The organism is Lewinellaceae bacterium, from assembly GCA_020636105.1.
Classification (GTDB): Bacteria; Bacteroidota; Bacteroidia; order Chitinophagales; family Saprospiraceae; genus BCD1.
Map to the genome: position 1 here is coordinate 613,768 of JACJYL010000002.1, position 23,285 is coordinate 637,052.

General features: G+C 45.3%; 10 protein-coding genes. 5 read left to right on the forward strand and 5 right to left on the reverse strand.

Annotation, left to right across the window (positions count from 1 at the left end):
* The first annotated feature begins 25 nt into the window (after window positions 1-25).
* The 5 genes from H6571_19740 (at window position 26) to H6571_19760 (ending at window position 6,239) form a co-directional block, all read left to right on the forward strand.
* Complete coding sequence (locus H6571_19740) at window positions 26-721, forward strand: hypothetical protein (protein ID MCB9325981.1); 696 nt, start codon at window positions 26-28, stop codon at window positions 719-721.
* A gap of 36 nt (window positions 722-757) precedes the next feature.
* Window positions 758-1,858 carry a DUF5009 domain-containing protein gene (locus H6571_19745; GenBank protein MCB9325982.1) on the forward strand — a complete coding sequence of 367 codons (1,101 nt, stop codon included), beginning with the start codon at window positions 758-760 and terminating at the stop codon, window positions 1,856-1,858.
* A gap of 18 nt (window positions 1,859-1,876) precedes the next feature.
* Entirely contained in the window at window positions 1,877-3,739 is a 1,863-nt protein-coding gene (locus H6571_19750; protein ID MCB9325983.1) for a UbiD family decarboxylase, read from the forward strand.
* 184 nt (window positions 3,740-3,923) lie between these two features.
* Window positions 3,924-5,000, forward strand: a complete 1,077-nt coding sequence (locus H6571_19755) for an arginine-tRNA-protein transferase (protein MCB9325984.1) — start codon at window positions 3,924-3,926, stop codon at window positions 4,998-5,000.
* A 270-nt stretch (window positions 5,001-5,270) separates the two neighbouring features.
* The gene (locus H6571_19760) at window positions 5,271-6,239 is read left to right on the forward strand and encodes a D-2-hydroxyacid dehydrogenase (protein MCB9325985.1); all 969 of its coding nucleotides are present in this window, start codon (window positions 5,271-5,273) and stop codon (window positions 6,237-6,239) included.
* 5 nt (window positions 6,240-6,244) lie between these two features.
* On the opposite strand, the gene H6571_19765 is transcribed toward H6571_19760, so the two are convergent.
* The 5 genes from H6571_19765 to H6571_19785 all read right to left on the reverse strand — a co-directional run bounded on the left by H6571_19765 (window position 6,245) and on the right by H6571_19785 (window position 23,281).
* Complete coding sequence (locus tag H6571_19765; protein ID MCB9325986.1) at window positions 6,245-11,518, reverse strand: choice-of-anchor L domain-containing protein; 5,274 nt, start codon at window positions 11,516-11,518, stop codon at window positions 6,245-6,247.
* Window positions 11,519-11,823: 305 nt separating this feature from the next.
* The gene (locus tag H6571_19770; protein MCB9325987.1) at window positions 11,824-16,815 is read right to left on the reverse strand and encodes a hypothetical protein; all 4,992 of its coding nucleotides are present in this window, start codon (window positions 16,813-16,815) and stop codon (window positions 11,824-11,826) included.
* A 169-nt stretch (window positions 16,816-16,984) separates the two neighbouring features.
* Complete coding sequence (locus tag H6571_19775; protein MCB9325988.1) at window positions 16,985-19,690, reverse strand: bifunctional acetate--CoA ligase family protein/GNAT family N-acetyltransferase; 2,706 nt, start codon at window positions 19,688-19,690, stop codon at window positions 16,985-16,987.
* A gap of 25 nt (window positions 19,691-19,715) precedes the next feature.
* Window positions 19,716-20,627: a histone deacetylase gene (locus H6571_19780; protein ID MCB9325989.1), complete on the reverse strand. Its 912-nt coding sequence runs from the start codon at window positions 20,625-20,627 to the stop codon at window positions 19,716-19,718.
* Between the two features lie 1,274 nt (window positions 20,628-21,901).
* Window positions 21,902-23,281 carry a RagB/SusD family nutrient uptake outer membrane protein gene (locus tag H6571_19785; protein MCB9325990.1) on the reverse strand — a complete coding sequence of 460 codons (1,380 nt, stop codon included), beginning with the start codon at window positions 23,279-23,281 and terminating at the stop codon, window positions 21,902-21,904.
* Window positions 23,282-23,285: the final 4 nt, after the last annotated feature.

Genomic DNA, 23,285 nt, shown 5'->3' on the forward strand with positions numbered 1-23,285 from the left:
CATTCACCTCCCAAACCTGATTTTAATGACCAAAACAAAATGGTTAACCCTGTTCCTCCTGTTTTTACTGAGTTCCTCCTGCAAGGAAAGCAATAAACTAAAGAAGATCCTGGTCAATTACCACACCGATTTGAATACGGCCTTCCCGGGCTGGGAAAATCCCGGTCCTATGAAAATAAATCAGGGAGATTCCATTGAACAGCACATTGCCTTTCTGGAGCAATTCACGAAAAAACTGGCAAATATCGATTCCACAAAACTCGAAACGACTGAATTTGAAATCTGGAAAACGGAGCTGGAAAATATCCAGGCTAAAAAACAATTCTGGGAAAATTACTTCAGTGACCCTTCCGCTTTTGACCTTACCCCTTTTTTTATCAATCTCACCGGTGCTTCTCCTGACACCTTAAAAAACCTGCGTCTCATCTCGGTGGAACTGGCGAAAGTCCCCCAGCATTTTGAGACAGCAAAAAAATTACTCGACGCTCCTGACCCCGGCAAAAGTGCCATTGCAGTACAAAAGCAGATCTTTTTCCTCAGGTTTCTGCAAATCGATTTACCGGACATCCTTAAAACCAGCCGTCTGCCCCGGGCGGAACAAAAAAAACTGGAAGAAAATATACAAAAGGCAAAAATAGCTTCCAAAGATTATATCGGTTTTTGTGAAAGTCTGATTTTTGAACATTTTGATTCCACCATAGTACGTCCACAGGAAGAATAATTCGCTATATTTGGCAATCATAAAAAACCCGAAATTATGCGCTTAAAATCACTTGACGTTTTTCGGGGAGCCACCATTGCGGGGATGATCCTCGTCAATACTCCCGGCAGCTGGTCCGCTGTTTATCCACCACTGAGGCATGCCGACTGGCATGGTTGTACTCCTACTGACCTGGTTTTTCCTTTTTTCCTTTTTATCGTCGGGGTCTCCGTCTGGTTTGCTTTTTCCAAATTTGACCACGAACTGAACAAGTCATCGGCCGGAAAAATCATTAAACGGACCATTCTCATTTTTTTGATAGGTTTCTTACTTCACTATTTCCCGTTTTACAATAAGCCCATCGATCACCTTCGTATCATGGGCGTATTGCCGCGCATCGCCCTGGCTTACGGACTGGGAAGTTTAATTTGCCTTTCTGTAAAAGATTTTAAAAAGCTGGCAGGACTGGGCATTTTAATGCTCCTGGGCTATTGGGCACTTTTGAGATGGGGCGTTGATTCCGGTTATTACACCCTGGAAGACAACCTGGTCAGAAAGGTCGATCTCTTCCTCTTCGGAGCAAACCACCTGTGGCAAGGCAAAGGCATAGCTTTTGACCCTGAAGGATTGCTGAGTACCCTACCTGCTGTGGTCACCGTCATGATGGGCTATTTGACCGGGGCCATCCTCCAAAAGTCAGCCACTCAAAACCTTGCCGTTCAACGAATGGTTTTGGGAGGAGTATCCTCCATTATTCTGGCCCTGATCTGGAGCTTTTGGTTCCCGATAAATAAATCGCTTTGGACGAGCTCCTTTGTATTGTATACCGGAGGCATCGCCATGCTGGTTCTCGCCCTGTGTTATTGGATCATCGATATAAAAAAATGGCAGGGATGGACCTTTCCTTTTGTGGTTTTCGGCAGCAATGCCCTGTTCGTTTACCTTTTGTCCATCCTGTGGGTGAAAATATATTTCCTGATAAAAATCCCGGGGGATGACGGAACTCCCCAAAATGCATACAACTTTATTTATTCAGAATGGTTTAAACCTGTATTCGGAGCTATGAACGGATCGTTACTTTTTGCCCTGGCTCACATTGCCGTTTTTTGGCTCATCTTACTCTTTTTATACAAGCGAAAGATTTTTATTAAAGTTTGATAAACTTAAGAATTGAACATGCTGAACCAAGGACACACAAGTTTAAGGGCTTGCGTAAAAGATCTTGAAAAACACGGTAAACTGATCAGGATAACCACTGAACTCGATCCAGACCTGGAAATGGCAGAGGTCCATCGCAGGATATTCGATGTTCAGGGGCCCGCCATTTTATTCGAGAAGGTCAAGGGAAGTCCGTTTCCGGCAGTTTCCAACCTATACGGTACCAATGAACGTACCGATTTTATTTTCAGACACACTCTTGAAAAAGTCAAACGGCTGATCGAGTTAAAAGTCGATCCGACGCGTTTTTTAAAAAAGCCCTTTCGTTATGCGGGCACTCCTTTTACGGCCCTCAACTCCCTTCCGCGCAAACGACGACGTCTCGGCGCGCCTATAATGCAAGGCATAACCACTATAGACCAATTGCCGCAGGTGAAATCATGGCCGGATGATGGTGGCGCATTCATCACCTTGCCCCAGGTTTTTACCCAGCCCCCTGGCAGTACCAAAATAATGGATTCCAATATAGGAATGTACCGCATTCAACTTTCGGGAAATGAGTACATTCCCAATGAAGAGATCGGTTTGCATTACCAGCTGCATAGAGGGATCGGCAACCATCATACCCAATATTTAAACAGTGATCAACCTTTCCGGGCCTCCATATTTGTAGGGGGGCCTCCAGCTCATACTTTTTCAGCCATAATGCCTTTACCAGAAGACTTGTCCGAAGTCATTTTTGCAGGATTGCTTGGCGGCAAACGTTTTGGTTATGTGGAGAGAGGCGGGCATGTCCTTTCCGCTGACGCTGATTTCGTAATCACGGGCACGATAGACAAAATGATGAAAAAGCCGGAAGGCCCGTTTGGGGATCACCTGGGCTATTACAGCCTCACCCACGATTTTCCGGTCATGAAGGTGGATAAAGTTTATCACCGAAAGGATGCTATTTGGCATTTTACGGTAGTCGGAAGGCCTCCGGCTGAAGATACGGGCTTCGGCTACCTGATTCACAAACTCGTCGAAGAGCTGGGTCCGCAAGAGTTCCCCGGCGTAAAAGAAATTCATGCCGTGGACGCGGCAGGGGTACACCCGCTTTTGTTGGCTATTGGCAGTGAACGATACATGCCATTCCGTGGCGGGGAAGCAGTTCCTGAGGAAATCCTCACCCAGGCAAACCGCATCCTCGGCAGCGGACAAACCTCCCTGGCAAAATTCCTCTTCATCGCCGCCACAGACACGGAAGTACCGAATTTAACCACCCACGATATTCCTGCGTTTCTGAGTCATGTCCTGGAAAGAGTGGACTGGCGCAGGGATCTTCATTTTCAAACCAAAACCACCATTGACACCCTGGATTACTCAGGCAGCGGATGGAACGCAGGATCCAAGGTCGTCATTGCCGCCGCCGGACCAAAAAAACGGGATTTAAAGGCCGTTTTACCGGATGACTTTATCCTAAGAGAAGGTTTTGGTAAACCCCGTTTTGTCCAGCCGGGTATTTTGTGCGTCCAGGGACCGGAATATACAAAGCAAAATGTTCCCCATGACATCCATAAATTAAGCTCTCAGCTGAACGGATATGACCTAAGCCACATTCCCCTCATTATTTTGGTGGATGACAGTAGCTTTGTTTCCAATCAACTCAATAATTTCCTGTGGGCCACCTTTACCCGGGCCAATCCTGCAGAGGACATCCATGGAATTTCTCCATTTACCCGACACAAACACTGGGGCTGCCTGGGATCACTCATCATTGACTCCCGCACCAAACCCCATCATGCGCCTCCCCTGATCCCGGACAATGGCGTTTCCGAAAAAGTGGATCGTCTGTTTGCCAAAAGCGGCCCTTTATACGAATTTTCAAAAAAAATATTCTGATTTATGTGTTTTCGGCTCGAAACGGGATAAATTAGAGCCTTAAAAAATTCAAGCGATCCGTTGAACTAAAAAATATTTTTTAGTTCCTTAACACTCCATTGACGGCATTTGGACACGCCCGGTGAACGTTCTTTCCGTTTTTGTTGTTGGAGGATTATTCGTAGAAAATTTTATACAGAAATTCATGTTTGGAGAGAAACGGTATCCTGAAAGTCTATCCCCCGAAGAATTGGACATTTACCTCGCTAATGGCTGGTATCGCATGGGACAAAGTATCTTCACCACTCATTTTCTTTGCTTCCACGACCAGTTTTTTTCGGCACTCTGGGTGAGGCTCTCTCTAAAGAATTACGAATTCAGCAAAAGCCTGCGCAAGATCATCCGCCGGAATTACAGTGCCTTTGACATCAGGTTTCAGCCGGTCCAAATTACTCCTGAAAAAGAAGCCCTTTACCAAAAATACAAACAGAGTTTCCCCGGGCAACTGGCCCCGACACTGGAAGACTCCCTTCACGAAGGTTTCGACGGCAATATCTACAACACCTTTGAAACCCTGGTGTACGACGGCGACAAACTCATCGCTTTCAGCTTTTTTGACCTGGGTGAAAAAAGTGCCGCCAGCATCCTTGGCGTTTACGACCACGACTACCACAAACATAGCCTCGGTCTTTTTACCGTTTTGCTGGAGATCATTTTTTGCATAAAAAACGATTTTGATTTTTTCTACCCTGGTTATGTCGTTCCGGGCAATACTCGTTTTGACTATAAACTGAGGATCGGCCCGGTCGATTATTATAACCTAAAAACCAATCAATGGATCGAATTCAATGGATTGGATGAGGCAGAGATTCCACTTTTCAAAATGGAACAAAAACTCAAAAAAATCCAACAGCTGTTTTTAGCCCACGATCTGAAGGCGACCCATTATTATTACCCACTTTTCGAGGCCAATCTCTTCGGATACTGGAATGCACCGTATTTTGATTACCCAAACCTGTTAATGCTGGAATACCAGGGGGAGAAAAAAAACTACCTCGCCGTGGTTTTTGACCCCAGGGAAGATACTTACCAACTGCTCCGATGCACGGAATTTGACAACGTTTTTTTCTATTTCAACAGTGAATTCGTCAATACCTTTGATCAAAAAAAGTATTTCACTGAGCTCATCACCACCGACAAACTGATAGCAGAAAGTGAGGATGAACAGGAAATTTTTGAGATTGCCAGGGAGATGATCCTGACAAGGGTGGAGAAGAAATGAAGGGAAGTTTAAAAGGTTAAAGACTGAAGGTTAAAGGTTAAAGGACGGATGGAGCGAGATTGAGCGAGATTGAAGCCCCTTTGAACCCTCCCGACCTACGGTACGATTTCGCTGCGCTCAACTTGAACCATTTGAACCATTTGAACCATCCCGACCTACGGTACGGGATTTCGCTGCGCTCAATTTGAACCTGGAACTTTGAACATTCCCTTTTTAGTATATAGAAACTTCAACCCATTTTAAAAATTAAACATCAAAAATCCTTACCTATTGAGTAATTCAACCAACATTGTCATTCTCGACGGATATACGCTTAATCCCGGTGATCTGAACTGGGGTGATTTTGATGCCCTGGGGGCTATCACCATTTATGACAGAACGCCTGAAGACCAGGTATTGGAAAGGGCAAAAGAAGCGGAAATACTTATCGTCAATAAGGTGATGATCACGGTCGGAATGTTGGAACAGCTGCCGCAGCTGAAATGCATTTGTGTAACAGCAACCGGTTATAATAACATCGATATCGATGCTACCCGGCAAAAAAATATTCCCGTGTGTAATGTCAAGGGGTATTCCTCAGAAAGTGTAGCCCAGCATGTTTTTGCGATGATGCTGGATTTTACCAACCAGGTGGCTGCCCATCACCAAAGCGTAAACAACGGGGGCTGGAGCCGCTGCCCCGATTTTTCTTACACCTTAAATCCTGTATCAGAACTCTCCGGAAAAACCATGGGCATTTACGGTTTTGGAAGGATCGGACAGGCAGTGGCCAAAATAGCGCTCGCTTTTGGCATGAAAGTCATTGCCAAACACAAACACCCGGAAAGGGATAAAATGCAAGGCGTCACTTTTGTGGACACAGAAAATCTTTTCAGGGAGAGTGATTTCCTCAGTCTGCACGCTCCCTTAACGGAAGAAAATGCCGGACTGATCCGCAAAACTACCCTGCAATTAATGAAACCTTCCGCCATACTCATCAATACCGCCCGCGGAGGGTTCGTCGTGGAAAACGACCTGAAGGAAGCCCTGAAAAACGGCACCATCGCGGGGGCTGCATTGGATGTTTTGTCAACGGAACCCCCTGCCGGGAATCACATTTTGATTGGGGTGAAAAATTGCCTCCTCACCCCCCACCTTGCCTGGGCCAGCCGGGAAGCACGCCAGCGACTGATGGCAGAAACTGTACACAATGTCGAATCTTTCCTGAAAGGAGAATTCAGCAACGTGGTGAATTTTTAAAAGTTTTATTTTCGGATGAGCAACACTTCGCCCTGGTGGCTAAAATAAACTCCCTTTGTATTTTCCAGTATGGCTTTGAAGACAAAAACAGCCTGAATCAAAGGTTTTCCTTTAAAGGTTCCGTCCCACCCTTCGGACGCCTGGTTGGGGGTTAAATCTTCTCCGCGGAAAACCAAATTTCCCCAGCGATCGAAAATGTCCATCCTTTTGATCAAAACGATTTCCTCGGAGGCAAAAAGGATAAAATGATCGTTTACCCCATCTCCATTAGGCGAAAAAGCCGTCGGTGCATAAACATCCGGGATTTGATCGACAAAAACGGTGATCTCCTTTTTGATCATACAACTGTCAAGGGTTTGCATTTGCACCGAAAAGATAGTCGATGTCTCCGGAAAAGCAAAAGGATCAGGGCAATCCAGGCAAGTTAGAAAAGGGGAATCTTCCCATTTTATAGAACCGGGTTCAAAATTGGGCACCACTTTGAGCTGAACGGAATCACCCAACGCCACGAAATAATAATCCGCAGACGATTCCAGGCTCAAAAAGCTGTCTATTTGAATGTCCGGAAGCACAAACCGACATCCATTGACATCCTCAATGATCATAGTCTGTACCGAAGCGGCAGGGATCATAAATTGGGATTCCAACTGAAATTTTTCTTCCTCCAAAGCAAAAAGATAAGGCTCAACCCCACCATAAACGGTATCTACGGTCAATAAAGCTACCTCTGGCGTTTGGCACTGAATGGCTGAATGTACCGTAGCATCAATCGGGTCCGGCTGAGCGAGGACAATAGATGCACTGACCTTGCACCCAAAAGTATCTGTGGCACAAAGGCTGTAGGTGCCAGCCGGAATATTTTCCAAAAACAGATCCGTTGCTCCGTTATTCCATATCAATGTCACAGGTCCGGTATTTCCGAAAATGTCGGCTTCAATGACCCCGGAAGCCTCTCCAAAACATAAAACAGGTTCCTTTTCTCTTATTTCAACCTGTAAATCCGAAAACTCAAGTTCCTTCACCACAATACTGTCACACCCGAAAATATTGGACAAGGTATCCCTGGAAATATAGGGATCAAACTGCCACTGCCCATCGAGATAAATACTGTCGCCCCGGCAAAGTTCATATTTTTGATGCTCCACTACCGGCGTCCTCACCTCAATGTTTATCACAAAAATACTATCCGGAAGATATTCCACCTCACTGAAGAGGGTGTCCAAAAAAGTCCCCGAATACGTGTAAGAAAGCCCATTAAAAAGAACTTCTTCCCCTTCACACAAATAAAAATAAAGGGTGTCCGAAACGGAAAAATATTCTTGTACCTCAAGGATTAACACTAGAATAGAATCACAGGAAGTGACAAGTGTACTCAACGTATCGGAATAAATGCCTGGGTTGGTAAGTAATTGATTCCCAAATGGGAAATGATCGCCTTCGGTAATGACCACGAAAAGGGTATCCAAAACCGGCGGCAACACTTCCAGCTCCAATACCAAAATGCTGTCACAACCATTGGTGGAAGCATTAAAAAGGGTATCAAAATAGGTTCCGGTCTGACTGATGAAATCACCGTTGAACAACCATGTTTCGCCAGCACAAATGGTTTGTTCGGTAAACGAAGAGGAAGGCAATTGTTCCGACACAAAAACAGTATCACTGCCAACACAACCATGATCATCTGTTACGGTAACACCATACCACCCCTGAGCATCCGCCTGCAAAAAGGCGTTAATACCACCATCCGACCAGGAATATTGTTCATAATCATTGGACAAATAAAGGGTGGTAAAACTTTGAGAACAAAATGACTGCTCCCCCATAATTTGTGGAGCCACGGGAGGATAATCTCCCACCACCAGTGAAGCTTCTCCTGTACAATTATTCCCATCATCAACGGTCACTGAATAGATTCCCGGCGCCGTGATCACTATTGAATTAGTGGAATCCCCATTTGACCAAAGGTAGGAACTAAACCCGTAACCAGTGGCCAGCACAACAGAATCCCCGGGGCAAATGCCTTCCTCCCCGAAAATGACCGGGCTCAGGGAGGTTGCTACCTCTACCATTACGGAATCTACTGACATACAGCCATTTATATCATTTACTATGACACTGAATGTGCCGGGCGTTTCAACCATTAAGGTAGATTCCTCCGAACCGTCGAACCATAAGTAAGAAGCGTAAGGCTGTGTTAACCCAAGCCATGTAGTTCCTTCCTCACAAATGCTCAGGGAACCGGTAATATTCGCCGGAGGAATATCATTCTGATAAACATTAACGCTCGTGTGGCCGATACACCCATTTTGATCCAGGACGGTAACGCTAACCGTTCCCGGAGTCAGAACTTCAAAAGCGGAACCAGAAGTTCCGTCTGACCAAATCACTTCCTCGAAATTTTCATTCAGGGTGAGCAGGCTGGTCTCGCCGGGGCATAAAATGTTATCCCCGATAATTTGCACCACTGGCTCCGGAATTTCTTCTACCCAAAAGTCAGCAAAACTCAAACAACCGTTTTCATCCACTATGGTAACTTCATAATGCCCACCTTCCACTATTACTGTTAAGTTCCCTTGCGCACCGGTGCTCCAGTAATATTGATCACTACCGATAATACTAAGTTCTTGGGTAGTTCCTGTGCACATCTGAGCGTTTCCTGTGATCTCCGGTGCCGGCCATTCCGGTTCCGTGAGTAGGGCTTCCAGCGTTACCACGCAACCACTTTCATCCATTACGGAAATGACATAGGTGCCAGCACTTAATTCCGAAAAGACATTTACTTCCTGGTAGGCATTTCCATTTAAACTGTAAACCGGTTGTCCCAACGCTCCGGCGGTCACCACTTCGATCACTCCTTCGGGTACTCCCGGGCAGGTTGAAGGGGTAAGAATCAGTGAGGTTAAAAAGGGTGGCGATGAGACCAGATCAATCATAAAAACCTCCTGACAACCTTGAGTGTCCGATACTTCGAGTGTATAATACCCGGCAGGCAAATCAGCAAATAAAGGATCATTTTGTAATACTCCCTCATCCAGACGATACCTGTAATCTCCCGACCCGCCGGTGGCATTCACCAGTATATAGCCGTCATGCATTCCAAGGCAAACAGGTGATTCATATTCCACAGAAACGGCTAATAATGCCGGTTCATCAATAAACACAAAACCATCGATTTGACAATCATGGGCATCTTTGAGGTGGATTTCGTAACCTCCGGCGGTCAAATTTCCAAAGGTTGGCTCATTTTGAAATGCAATATCATTTATACTGTAAGAATAGGGCGGATCGCCACCCGAAGGCAGAATGGTAAGGGAACCGTCATTGGCACCAAAACAGCTTATTGATTGAACGGCAAAGTCCACTTCAAGAGGGGAAGGCGCTTCAATAATAAAAGTCTCTTCGATCATACATCCCCCGGCATCCATAACAGAAACAGGATAGTTCCCTGCAGGAAGATCAGTTTGGATCCAAACATTGCCCGCCCCATTGCTCCAGTCCACAACATACGGGGGATCGCCTCCTGAAATTTCAAGGGTTATACTCCCCGCGTTTTGACCAAAACAAAAATTATCTGCCACCGAGGCCGACATCGCAAGATCGTTAATCGTAACGGTTCCGGTTCCACTTACTGAACCTGAACAGCCATTGTATTCAATATGGTCCAAAGTATAAATTCCAGGTTCCGCCCCTTGAAAATAAAACGGACTGTTCTGCAAAGTAATGACCGGTTGAAGCACTTCATCAATACGGTAAGACAGCTCCCAGGGTCCTTCTCCTGTGACTTCAACGCTAAGCGATCCGGTTGATTGCTCCCCGCAATATTCAACCCCACCACTCAGTATTGCTATGGGTGGTTCGGTAAATGAGATTTCCGAAAGCAATTCCAGGCTACTTCCACAGGCATCTGTCACCAGCAGGGTTATCGTTTCTGAATGGGTTGGAACAAACGTTATTTGAGAAGAAGATTCTCCGGTGCTCCAGGCATATTCATAAGGTTCTATTCCTCCTTCCAATGCTGGTTGCATCACAATCGTTTCACTGCCGCAAAGGCCAATAGACGCTAAATTGCCGTCAAGCGGCGAACCGTCTTCAATAATAAATTCGGCAAAAGTGGTAAAACAGGAACAGGCAGATTCAAGCTCTATCCCCAAAGACTCCTGCCCTTCCACCATATCATCCGAAAATATTTGAAGCGGCAAAGTAACACTTGAGACTCCCTGGGGGAAAGTTACCGACAAAGGGATGGGCTCGTAATCTACCCCTGGAACAGCCGTTGAATTGGCAGCTATTACAAAATCAACCGTCAGGGGCACATTGAGGTCAGTGCCAAAGCGTTGAAATAAAAAATAAGCATCTCCGCACCCTTCAAAAATAAGGTTGGAGCCGGTAGCCGGGGAAATAGCCTCTACCACCACTGTTTCTCCCGCTTCAAAACTATTGGCTCCCAGGAAAACCGCCGAATCGTATTGCCCGTCGGTGACATCCCCAATCACCAGTTTGATGTGGTAAGTTTCACAAGGAATCACCGGAGACGAGGCGGTAAGGACTTGTGTAAATCCGTCAAATTCAATGGCATTTACGGCTGCGCCACTTGAATTGGGATACCCGCCCGGACAGCTGCTCACCTGCGGATCGTCGAGGGGAACATTATCAATGTAATAGGAAGCATTCGTCAGATGATTGATATTGTTGATGGCCACAAAATCTGCGGTACCCGGAACCAATGCTATATTTTCAGCATTGTTGGAAAAAGATCCGTTTATTCCGGGCCCGCTGATAAAAAACCCAAATACATCATTATATAAAGTATTGACAAAATCACAGTATTCCTCGGAGGCAAACACATACTCAAAGGTTACGTAATCCGATGTAGGCGTAAAGTCAAACTCCAAAATGGCTACATCCATAAGGGGAATAACAGGATTGTCGATTATCTGCTCAAGGTCAGGGTCAGCATTATTGTTGTTAAAATTGGTGGTGTAATTGGTCTGGGTATTGGGACCCGAAGCATTCAGCACACTTCCGGTTGATAAAATAATCCCCGAGGAAATGCCTATGGAATTTTCCCCGTTTGAAAAAGTGCCCACGGCTCCAAATCCTCCCGAGACAGCAGCATTGGAAACGTCAAAGCAGCCGCCGGCAATGAATACTTCTTCAGTCAGGTAAACGGGATCTCCGTTAATTTGAGGCAAAATGGATTGAGCATAAATCCCTGACCCGATAGCCATATAAAGGAGGCTCATGATTGCGGACAGCGTTTTTAGTTTTTCTCGTTTCATTGCATTTTGGGTTAAATATTAATTGGCACTCCTGTTTTATCTGTTTCAGGTTGTTTCAGGTGTTCCAGGTGTTTCATGTTGTTTCAGATTGTTCCAGGTTGTTTGATGTTGTTTCAGGCGTTTCATGCGATCCCGGCACTACGTGCACGAGGATCTCCCTCCGGTCAATTTCAGGTAGAAGTGTTCAAAAATGTGTCCAGTTATTTAAGGAGTTAGAGAAACCATCTGAAACCATTTTACAAAAACAACCATTCAACATAATCAAAACAAATTAACCAAGTCATTACAATCTTATGGTATTCAAATCATTGCAGGACAAAATTGATGTATTGCCACGCTGTTTCGGTTTGTAAAACCACCGTATAAACGCCTGGCTGAAGGCCTCCGAAATGGAATGATTCCTGGAAATAATAATCGCTGCCCAAAACTCTGTGATCGAATTGGTATCCATTTTGATCAATCACCCAAAGTTCTGCCTGTTGGGGTTGCTCCAGGAGAATACTGACCTGAAAAGTTCCGTTATTCGGATTGGGGGACAGATGGAATTCGAGCACATTGGAAGGGTTTTCCTGCGAAAAATCATGGGTCAGTTCTTCCGGGGAGGAGAAAATGGTGATCTCCTTTTCCAAAAGGCCATAACACTCGCCACTATGGGCTTTCATGCCAAAAACATAAGTCCCAGGACTGTCCATTAAAACAATCTGCTGGTCCTCATCACTTTGTTGGAGTGCGACATTTTCCTCATCAAAAAACCAGGAAATGCTATCCGGCACAGGCCAGGAAATATCGATCATCACGATAGGGGTATTAATGACTCCTTCCTCCGGCAGTAGAAAATCGGCATCAAAAAAAGCATCGCGGTAAATGACCTGGATGGTATCGGAAGCGGTGCATCCCGATTCATTTTCTACCGTCAGCCAATACAGGCCGGCTTCGTTAAAGATCACTGACGGGTCTGAGCTTACAAAGCCGTTTTCACTTCCCCATTGGTAGTGATCATTTGTGGCTTCAAAGCTGTATTTAACACTTTGTCCCAGGCAAATGGTGGTATCGATATCGGTTCCGAGAGAAATTTGAAACGGTTCCGGTTGTTTCATTTTGAAGCGAAAAACCTCCATACAACCCCGCGCGTCAAAAACACTCAATTCATAGATTCCTGCCTTTAATTCATTCAATTCAGGGCTGGTTTCTCCATGAGACCAAAAATAATTATAAGGTGGAATGCCTCCGGTGGCCTGAACATGAATGATGCCGTTAGATTCTCCAAAACATAAAGGTTCCGAAAATTCAAGGATTTCGATATCCAATGGCGCTAAAGGGATCAGCCCCAATACCTGCTGATAGGTGATTTCACATTGCTCACCGGGAATCCTGACTTTTATGGTGTAAATATCTTCCGTAAGATACTGAAAATCAGGGTTACTACTCCAATCAAGCCCTCCATTTATGCTGTATTCGTAAGGTACGTCCGCAGCTTCTGTAAGGATAGTCAGACGACCATCCGTTCCTTCGCAATTTTGGGGATTCTCAGTCAACACGTCCAAAATTTGAGGAAGGGAAAACCCTTTGATGGTGACGGGGCGTTCGACGTATGCACAAGTACCGTCTTCGTTTCTCGACCAGACAATGACCTCGCCTGGCGGTAATTGATCAAAAAAGGAATCATTCGTCCAGGTTATGCCACCGTCAATACTGTATTCGCTGGTGGTTTCCGGATTCACCGGGACGATCGTCAGGCTTCCATCCTGCGACCAGCAATCTGACACCGGATAGGTAATGATGGAATCGATCTCCGGGGATGAAGGAGACGTTATTTCTACGGTGCCATATTCCAGTATGCAGGTAGTGTCTGCGCTACGGACCCGGACTGGATAATAGCCCTCGGCCAGCATTCCAAAAGCAGGAAAATTTTGCCAGGATTGTCCTCCATTGATACTGAATTCATAGCCCTCCTCGACTTCACCTTCAAGCAGAATATTGCCATCAGTCAACCCACAATCAGAAACCGGGGTCACGACAATATTTTCGACCTGGGGCAGTTGAGGGCCAGCCAGTTCTACCCACTCCGAATTTAGCACCTCACAGGTTCCGTCAGCATTCCTGATGGCCAACCCATAATTTCCATATCCAAGATTTGAAAAAGTGCCTTCATGCTGCCAGGTCACGCCGCCGTCGATGCTGTATTGAAAATCACCAAAGTTCCCTTGCGCCAGAATGGTAATGGTTCCGTTCGACACATTACATTCGGTAGGATCCTGGCTGGATATTTGAATGATGGTTGGGGCTTCGGGCCCTTCAAGCTCAATGGTCCCTACTTCTTCCGTACAGCCTCCTTCCTGGAGCCGCAAAAGTCCGGAAAAGGAACCTTCACCTAGTCCGACAAAAAACGGTTCATCAAACCAGGTTGCGCCTCCGTCGATGCTGTATTCAAAGGGACCACCCGGCCCTTCTACCACCCATTCTATTTTCCCGTCAGTCGCCCCACAGTCAGAAGGATTGGAAGTGGCAAAACCGACATTAAGTTCACTAAAAGGATCCCGAATTTCAATAGCCGCGGCCATTACCGGACAAGTACCGGAAGCATTGCGAACCATTGGAACATAACTGCCCGTACTCAATCCTGAGAAAAAGCCTTCATTCTGCCAATTTATTCCTCCGTTTATACTGTATTCATAATCTCCCGAACTCTCTATCACGATCTCAATGGTTCCTGTCCCCGGCTCACAATCTGAGAAATCAGTTTGGATAATTTCGGAAATAACAGGTCCTTGAGGGGCAAGCAATTCAACACTCCCCCACGCTTCCGAACAGGTTCCTGACTGGTTGCTTATCCATATTGAATAAACCCCTGAACCTAATTGGGCAAAATCACTTTCAGCCTGCCAACTTTCCCCGTTATCAATACTTACTAAAAAAGAATTTTCCGAATGAGTAAAAATAATTTTTATTTGACCATCCCACTGATCACAGTCTGAAGGAGGAATAACTACTACATTTTCAATCTGAGGCCATTCAGGTCCTGTCAATTCCACCGAACCGCCTGTTACCAGGCACGTTTCATCCGGATTGCGGACAAAAATGTTATAAACTCCCGATGAAAGGTGATCAAAAAAACCATTTCCCTGCCAGGTCAGTCCATCATTAATACTGTATTGGAAATTTCCAGTCTCATTTTCCAATAAAACAGCAATGGTTCCGTCTTGAACAACACAGTCTGAAGGGGCGGTCGTCTGTATGGTTTGAATATTGGCCTGCTGGGGGGCGGCAAGCACAATATTCCCAAGATCAACATGACAGCCTCCTTCTTCCTTTCTAACCAGGAGATGGTACTGCCCGGCGGTCAAATTTTGATAAAATCCATTGCTTTGCCAGGAGATTCCACCGTTTACACTAAATTCATAATTTCCCGCTTCAGCCAAAATATAGATTTGTCCGTCCGATGCCCCGCAATCGGTGGGATCGAGAACGACAATTTCCTGGATGGCCGGGGGCTGAAATGCTTCAAAAACCAGGGACTCTCCAGTAGAAAAACAAGTCCCATCCAGGTTTCTAACGGCAATAGCATAAACACCCGCGCCCAATCCTGAAAAGGAGTTGGCCGTCTGCCAGGTGATCCCATTATCGATACTGTATTCAATCAGCGCGCTATTTGAACTTGCCAATATTTTTATGTAGCCGTCAGCGGATCCGCAAACGGTAGGCAGCGAAAATTCAGTCCCCAAAATAACCGGAGCCTCGGGATCGGAAAGGCTTGATCCTGACGGTGCATATGATTCACAAGTACCGTTTTGGTTTCTTACGGCAGTGAAAAATGTTCCGGCACCTAAGGCAGAAAACAAAGGGGATGATTGCCAGGAATACCCGCTATTGATGCTGTATTCCAAACTGCCCGTTCCTCCGGAAACTAAAATCTGCAGGCTTCCGTCCAGGGCTCCGCAATCTGATGGATCAGTGATCTCTACATAATCGATCACAGGCTTGGGCGGGTCAACCAGATTTATCGGGACACCAGTTACCATACAAGTCCCCTCCTGGTTCCGGAGCCGCGGAAGGTAATTTCCAGCCGGCAAATTTTCAAAAAAAGAAGCATTTTGCCAGCTCAGACCGCCATCAATGCTGTATTCCAGCATGCCAAAGCCACCGGTCGCCAGGACATTAATGCTCCCGTTGGCGGCCAAACAATCGGAGGGATCGGTCCATTCCAACCCTAAAAATTCCGGCTCCGGAGGGTCGAAAAGAACCAGGTTGCCGCCTTCCACCGTCGGACAAGTACCATCTGCATTTTTGACCAAAACCTCGTAGGTGCCAGCCATTAAGTTCAAAAATACCTCTTCCGATTGCCAGGTAAGGCCTCCATCGATCGTATAGACCAACCCGGAAGAAATGCCGGTGGCCTGTACGGTAATTTGCCCGTCTGCAAGCTGACAGTCCGTGGGATTAGTCCCGCCAATCGACAAGATTTCAGGGGAAGATGGTCCGGTGAGCATAAGGGGTTCCCCTTCAAGCAGACAGGTACCCTCGGCATTTTTTATCATGGGATGATAACTTCCTTCCGCTAAATTGAGGAAGAAAGGAGAAGCCTGCCATGTATTACCATGGTCAATCGAGTAACTCAACAGCCCTTGCCCGGTGGCCTCGATGAAAATATTTCCATCTTCAAGGTCACAATCCGTAGGAGCCATGCCATTAACATTCAGAAAAACAGGCATCACCGGCCCTTCCAGTTCGATCGGAATGACGTAAGCGGTTGGACAGGTACCGTCGGCATTTTTGACCATTGCGGTGTAAATTCCGGGAGGCAAGCCCATAAAAACATTGGAAGTCCCCCAGGAAATCCCGCCATCCACACTGTAAAAATAAGGTCCTGTTCCCCCCTCTGCTGTGATCACCACCACTCCGTCATCAACCCCACAATCAGTTGGATCAGTAGCTGACACCTCAATAAACCGGGGAGAATCAGGACCCATAAGTTCTACCTGGAACGGATAAAAAAAGGGGCAGGAGCCATCGGCATTTCTCACGCCCACGCCATATGCCCCTGCCGGAATGTCCAGGAAAATATTTTGTTGCTGCCAGTTGACGCCTCCATTAATGGTGTATTCAAAGGTACCTGTCCCCCCTGAAGCCACGATCTCCAGGGAACCGTCATTGATGCCACAATCTGAAGGGTCAGTGATATTGACCTCATCGATGGAAGGCTCGCAAAAGGGTAAGCTTTTGGCAAAAAGAGTATTGAAAAAATTTGAGGTGATACCCATCATCATCATGCAGATGATCGTCCGTGCAGATCGTTTCATTTGTTTTAAATTTTGGAGGTTGTTATCGCTTTAACAAAGCGTAAATCGAAAAATCGATACTTTGTTCCTATACCTATAAAAGCCGCGAGATGGGCAAACGTGACATTTTTCGGGCAACTTTTTAAAAAAAACAATACAAGCAAGATGGATAAGGTATTCCTGAGGAGCCCTAAATTTTATTTTTATGAGAGGCTATGGGCTTTTGGTTTAAATCCAATTCAAGAAAATACTCTCCTGATTTTATTTCATTGGTTAAAAATCCTCTTTTTTGGAGCATGGCCAACATCACCAGGTTGGATTGTAAAACGTAGGCCACAATTTTCCCAATGGCCATATCTTTGGCGATTTCGAAGATAAAATCCGTCATCTGCTGACCCAGTCCATTGCCTTGCCAGGGATCTGCGACCACAATGGCGAACTCCGCAGTTTCCTTCCAGGCATCGCAGACAATGCGCACAACCCCTGCCATCTTTTTTCCTTCATCGGTGTCTATTTCTGCAATAATGGCCATTTCCCTATCGTAATCAATTTGGGTAAACCGGGTTAAAAAGTCATGGTTGACCTCCGGGACATAGCCAAAAAACCGGTAATAAATAGATTGTTTGGACAGTGTCTTGAACATTTCCGCTTCCATGGGTTCATCTTCAGGTCGGATAGGCCGCAGCAAAACTTCTTTTCCATTTTTCAGCTGGACCTTTTTGACATACTGTCCCATATACGGGGAGATAACCAGATGTTGGTAAGGAAGTCCTTTTACCTCAGGCAGGTTTTTTTCCAGGACAATGTGTGCATCGAGGGCAAAACCACCCATTTCATCCACCGCGAAGGGGTTGATATCAATTTCTTTGATTTCCGGAAAATCCATCAGCAGGTAAGAAAATTTGACGAGCAAAAACTGGATGACTTCCATGTTCACTTTGGGCATTCCACGATAACCTTCCAGCAACTGGAAAGCCTTGGTTTTCTCCATGATCCGTTTGGCCAGGGCCATATTTAAAGGAGGCAATCCCATATTGGTATCTTTCAACAATTCCACCAACACCCCTCCCATCCCAAAAACGATGACCGGTCCGAAAATGGGATCTTTTTTTGCCCCAATGAGCAGTTCATAACGCTTATCTATCATTTTCTCCACCAGAACGCCCATCACCAGGGCAGAAGGTTGGTGTTCTTTTACCTGTGTAATCAGAGAAGAATAGACCTCCGCTGCGTTTTTTGAAGATTTTATATTGAGATGCACCCCGCCGGCCTCTGTTTTATGGCCAATATCGGGTGAAACAATTTTCATCACGACCGGAAAACCAATTTCAGCTGCGGCTCTTGCTGCTGCTGTTGGCGAATGAACCACTTGATAAGGCGCCGTTGGAATATTGTAAATTTGCAATAATTGTTTGGCTTCAAACTCCATGAGCTGATAGCGGCCTTCGTCTAAAATGGAATGGATTAACTGGCTGGCGTTGGTTTTATCCGGTTGGAAATACGTGGGCATTGCGGAAGGCGTTTCCTGCAGTAATTTCAAATTATGGGAATAATGGTACATTTTCATAAAAACGTCCACCGCACTTTCCGGGTAACGAAAATGTGGAATATGGGCTAATTCCAGCAATTCTCTTCCTGCCTGAACATCCTGCTCTCCCATCCAGCAGGCAAAAATGGTTTTAGAATGGGCCGGCACCATAGTAACCAGTGCTTTGGCCACCTCGGTTGGGTCAGTAACGCCCTGAGTAGTAAAAATGGCCAATACAGCATCCGTGTTTTCATCTAAAAGACAAGCCTTGACGGCTTCCTTGTAAGTTTCGGCATTAGCGTCTCCAAGCACATCTACCGGGTTATTATGACTCCAGTGAGCAGGCAGGAGTTTATCCAGGGTTAAAAGCGTTTCACTGGAAAGTGAAGCTATTTTACCCCCATTATTCACTAAAAAATCAGTAGCCAGCACGCCGGGGCCTCCGGCGTTGGTCACGATCGCCAGCCTATTGCCTTCAGGACGGGGCTGCATCGACAATGCCTGGGCACAGTGAAACAATTGAGAAATCCGCTCTACCCGAATGATCCCGGCTCTCCTGAATGCAGCATCAAAAACCGCATCGTTTCCCGCCAGTGAACCGGTATGAGAAAGAGCAGCTTTAGCCCCTTCCCCGCTTTTCCCAGCCTTCAAAACGATGATGGGTTTGTACCGGGAAAAGGCACGGGCGGCACTCATGAACTTCCTGGCATTGGTGAGGCTTTCCATGTAAATGAGAATACACGAAGTTCGGTTGTCTGTGCCAAAGTAGTCGATCAAATCCGCGAAATCCACATCAATCATAGATCCTACCGATACAAAATGACTAAACCCAACATTTTGATCGACCGACCAATCGAGAATAGAAGCGTTGAGGGCTCCACTTTGGGAAATAAAAGCAATTTTGCCAGGTAATGCCATTCTCGACAAGAAACTGGCATTGATACCCAGCGAGGGGTTAATAAATCCTACACAGTTGGGACCAATGATCCGGATTCTGTTTTTACGGGCCGTCTTTAAAATTTGTTGATACAACTCATTCCCTTTTTCTCCGGCTTCTTTGAACCCGGCAGAAAGGATAACTACCCCGCTGATCTTCACTTTCCCGCATTCTGCCAACACTTTCGAAACCGTAATGGCAGGAGTAGCTATTATAGCCATATCAACGGGCTGCTTAATTTTCAACACAGATTTATAACAAGCAATACCCTGGATATGGTTATGTTTAAGGTTGACGGGAAAAATTTCACCTTTAAACCCTCCGTTCAGCAGGTTTTTCATCAATGCATACCCTACGCTTCCTTCTTTATTGGACGCCCCTATTACCGCAATAGACCTGGGTTGAAATATCTTATCTAATTGTGGTTTCATAGGACTAAATTGAAGGAATGACTATTTATATTTTCCAGAATTTGCTCAAATTGGTATGCACCATACTCTTGTTCATCTCATAAGTTTGCCAAACCAGGATGGTGGATGAGGACTCTTTTTCCTCAAAAGGCATAGGCTCGCCATTGATGCCTGCAAGGAAATTCAATACACCTCTGTACAGATCCATTACACTGTACCCGCCTTCAAGCGTTGCAAAAACATTATCAAAATTTTCGCGAAGGAGTTTCCCAATTTTATAGAAACTCCCGACAGACACATGTAAATCCAATAAAGGATCAAAACGGTGGGCATCAAAACCGGCAGAGATCGCCACCACATCGGGTTCGAATTGTTTGGCAACAGGTAAAAAGTCTCTTACGGCATCCATGAAAATATCGTCTCCACTATAAGGCGGTAAAGGAACATTGATGGTAAATCCCTTACCGGCTCCCTCTCCTATCTCTCCTACAAATCCGTGGCCAGGGAAGGCCGGATATTGATGTTGTGACCAATACATCACTTTGTCGGTATCATAAAAAATGTGAGAAGTGCCATCGCCCAAATGCCCGTCAAAGTCAAAAATAAGGACTTTTTTTCCTTCGTTCACCAGTTTTTGAGTGGCAATAGCGATATTATTGAACAGGCAGAAACCGCTTGATCTTTCGGGATAAGCATGGTGTCCGGGAGGGCGCACCAGGGCAAAGTCATTTTGCTCAGCCGCCATGAGAGTAGCCCCCACTGCAAAAAGCGCTGCCTCCCAACTGCCCGGGGAAGTGGCCGTATCCTCGTCCAGACGAATTCCTTCCTTACAAGATTTTTCAACCCGACGGATATATTCACTGGTGTGAATCAGTTCAAGATAGGATTCCCCACTTTTTACGGGGGTTGAAATCAAACCCTGAAAAGGTTCTAAACGCTTATGGCTTTCCGGGTGCATCCCGGTATCGTGCTCGAAAAAAATATCGTTATAAATTAATTTCATCGCTTTGGCTTTACTTAGACAAGAAAAAAAAATCGAACGGGAATGTTGTCTATACTATCAACATCAAAACACCAAAATACAAGCTATTCTACTGAGTAAATGTGACCAAAATCATCCCCTGACCTGATATTTGTCAGTAGAACAGGAGGCTTGTTTTACGCTTTTTTAAGGAACGGTGGGTAGTCCGCAAAGCTACAAATATGTTGGGTTTTATTTGCAGGAATATTTTTTTTTTCAAATGAAAACGCATGGGTATTTGGGTAGGAAAATGAGCTGTTGTGGAATGACATTACGCGAATTTGATCCAGTATTAATAACGCATGAAAATAACAATTTTAATGCAGGACAGGAGTCCTGCACCTTGGTCCGCGTACGACATTCATGTCGTAGCGAGCCCATTATGATTTTGTGTAACTATTGTATTCAGCTGGTGATGAATTTATGATCGTTTATAAACAACAGTGTAGCTCGTTACGACATTTTTGTCGTACAAAAAAAACCAGTAGCTCGTTACGACATTTTTATCGTACAAAAAAACCAGTAGCTCGTTACGACATTTTTGCCGTACAAAAAAAACCAGTAGCTCGTTACGACATTTTTATCGTACAAAAAAAACCAGTAGCTCGTTACGACATTTTTGTCGTACACGGACATAGGTGCAGGACTCCCGTCCTGCAAAACAATAAATTACATTCCTGTATTAATATATCCAATATCATTCCAAATGTCTTCAAAAATGATCACATCCAGGAGTCCCTTTCCAGAAAAATAATTTGACGCACTACTATACCTATAATGCTCCGGAAACGACACGACGCCGGACCTGACAGGATTTAAATGAATGTAGTCGAGCTTTTGACGAATAACCTTAGGACTATACAAAGCAATGGGATGATTATCGCCCTGCCAAAGATTATGATGACTGTTGGTGCTATTTTTTCGGGCATTAAATGCAAAATGATTCAGTAGCCATTCCCTGCGGCTTTCCGGGTTTTTTGGATCATGGAGGTAATCCAGAAATTGATTAGAGGTATAGGTTTAAAAGACTGTAAGATCTAAAGCACCCCCTCCCCTTTTTGGGGGTAAAAAAAGTCAAGAAAGTGTCGCAATCAGCCCAAAAAACAAGGGCCCTTCCGGTAATCCGGAAGGGTCCTGTATTATTATTAAGATTAGTACAAATCAAAAAAAAGGAGGATATGGTTCAATCAGTTTTGAACCATATCCTAATATTAATAACCTGTATTCTGAACCATATTGGAATTGGCGTTCAATTCTACTTCCGGAATCGGGAAAGCGTAATTGTAACTGCCATAAGTTGGTCCTCCATGAGTTTGCTTGAAGGCATCCACCAAAGGAATGTCCTTACCGGAACGCGCCAGGTCATCGAAACGGAAACCTTCGAAACAAAGCTCTCTTCTTCTTTCCTTAAGGATATTCTCCTTTGTTGCCGAAGCATAAGGAAGCGCACCTCTTTTTGCAGTAATAGAATTGAGCTGAATCAATGCATCCGCTGGGCTACTTTCAAGCAGCGCTTCTGCATAATTCAACACCACTTCCTCATACCTGAAAATATTGATGTTATCGGAATAATCATTGGAAGGATATTTTCCCATATTTCTCAATACTCCGGTACCATCACCCATTCCGATCATAGCTTCATCAGCACGAACATCCCCCGGATCAAAGATGGTCAACAGATCATCAAGTACTTCAATATCTCCGTAAGCAGCTCCTCTGTATATTTGCTGGATACCGTTGATATTTTCGTTGTCTGTGGAGCTGAAAGCCAACTCAAAAATAGAGTTTGCAGCCGCATCTACCTGCCAGGAGCCGATATAATCAGCTGCTTCGAGAATCTGGTATTCGCCAGAATTAATGATCGCTTCGGAAGCTGTTTTTACCGCAGCCCAATCTCCAAAATAGGTGCCAACTCTGGACTTAAGTGCCTGAACACCATAGGTAGTAAGTAATTGTTTAGAACCATCATTTCCTCCTGCTTTCATCAGTGATAATGCTGTGGCTATATCAGCCTCAATAGCAGCACGCACTTCAGCAACAGAATTCCTTGAAGGGGTGAGGTTTTCACCTTTATACTCTGTAATGTAAGGTACGCCCAAAGTTCCACCTGCATGTTGCTCACCAAATAATTTCAGCAGGTCAAAGTGAGCCAAAGCACGGATGGCATAGGCCTGACCAATCATCTGGTTGATCTCATCAGCATCTCCTTCTAAATTAGCCGCATCAAGACCAATAATGATATTGGCAGAAGCAACCACAGCATACATAGCCGTCCAGGTATCCCTGGCATAAGCATCACTTTCCCCCATATCCATAGCAGAAGGCGTCAGGAATCTTCCTGAATTACCATTGGAAAAAGCGTTATCAGAACGTATTTCATTAAAAATGATCAGATCCCTGCCATAATAAGCAGAAGTGGTAAGTCTGTTGTAAGCCCCGTATAGAACACCCTCAACGTCTTCGGCTGTCGTGATACTTCCCTCAACGACTTTATCCTGTGCCAGCGTGGGATCCAAAACATCCTTGTTACAGGAGGTCATAAAGCCGACAATCAGGGCTGAAAGGAATAATGTATTAATGTATTTTTTCATTTTC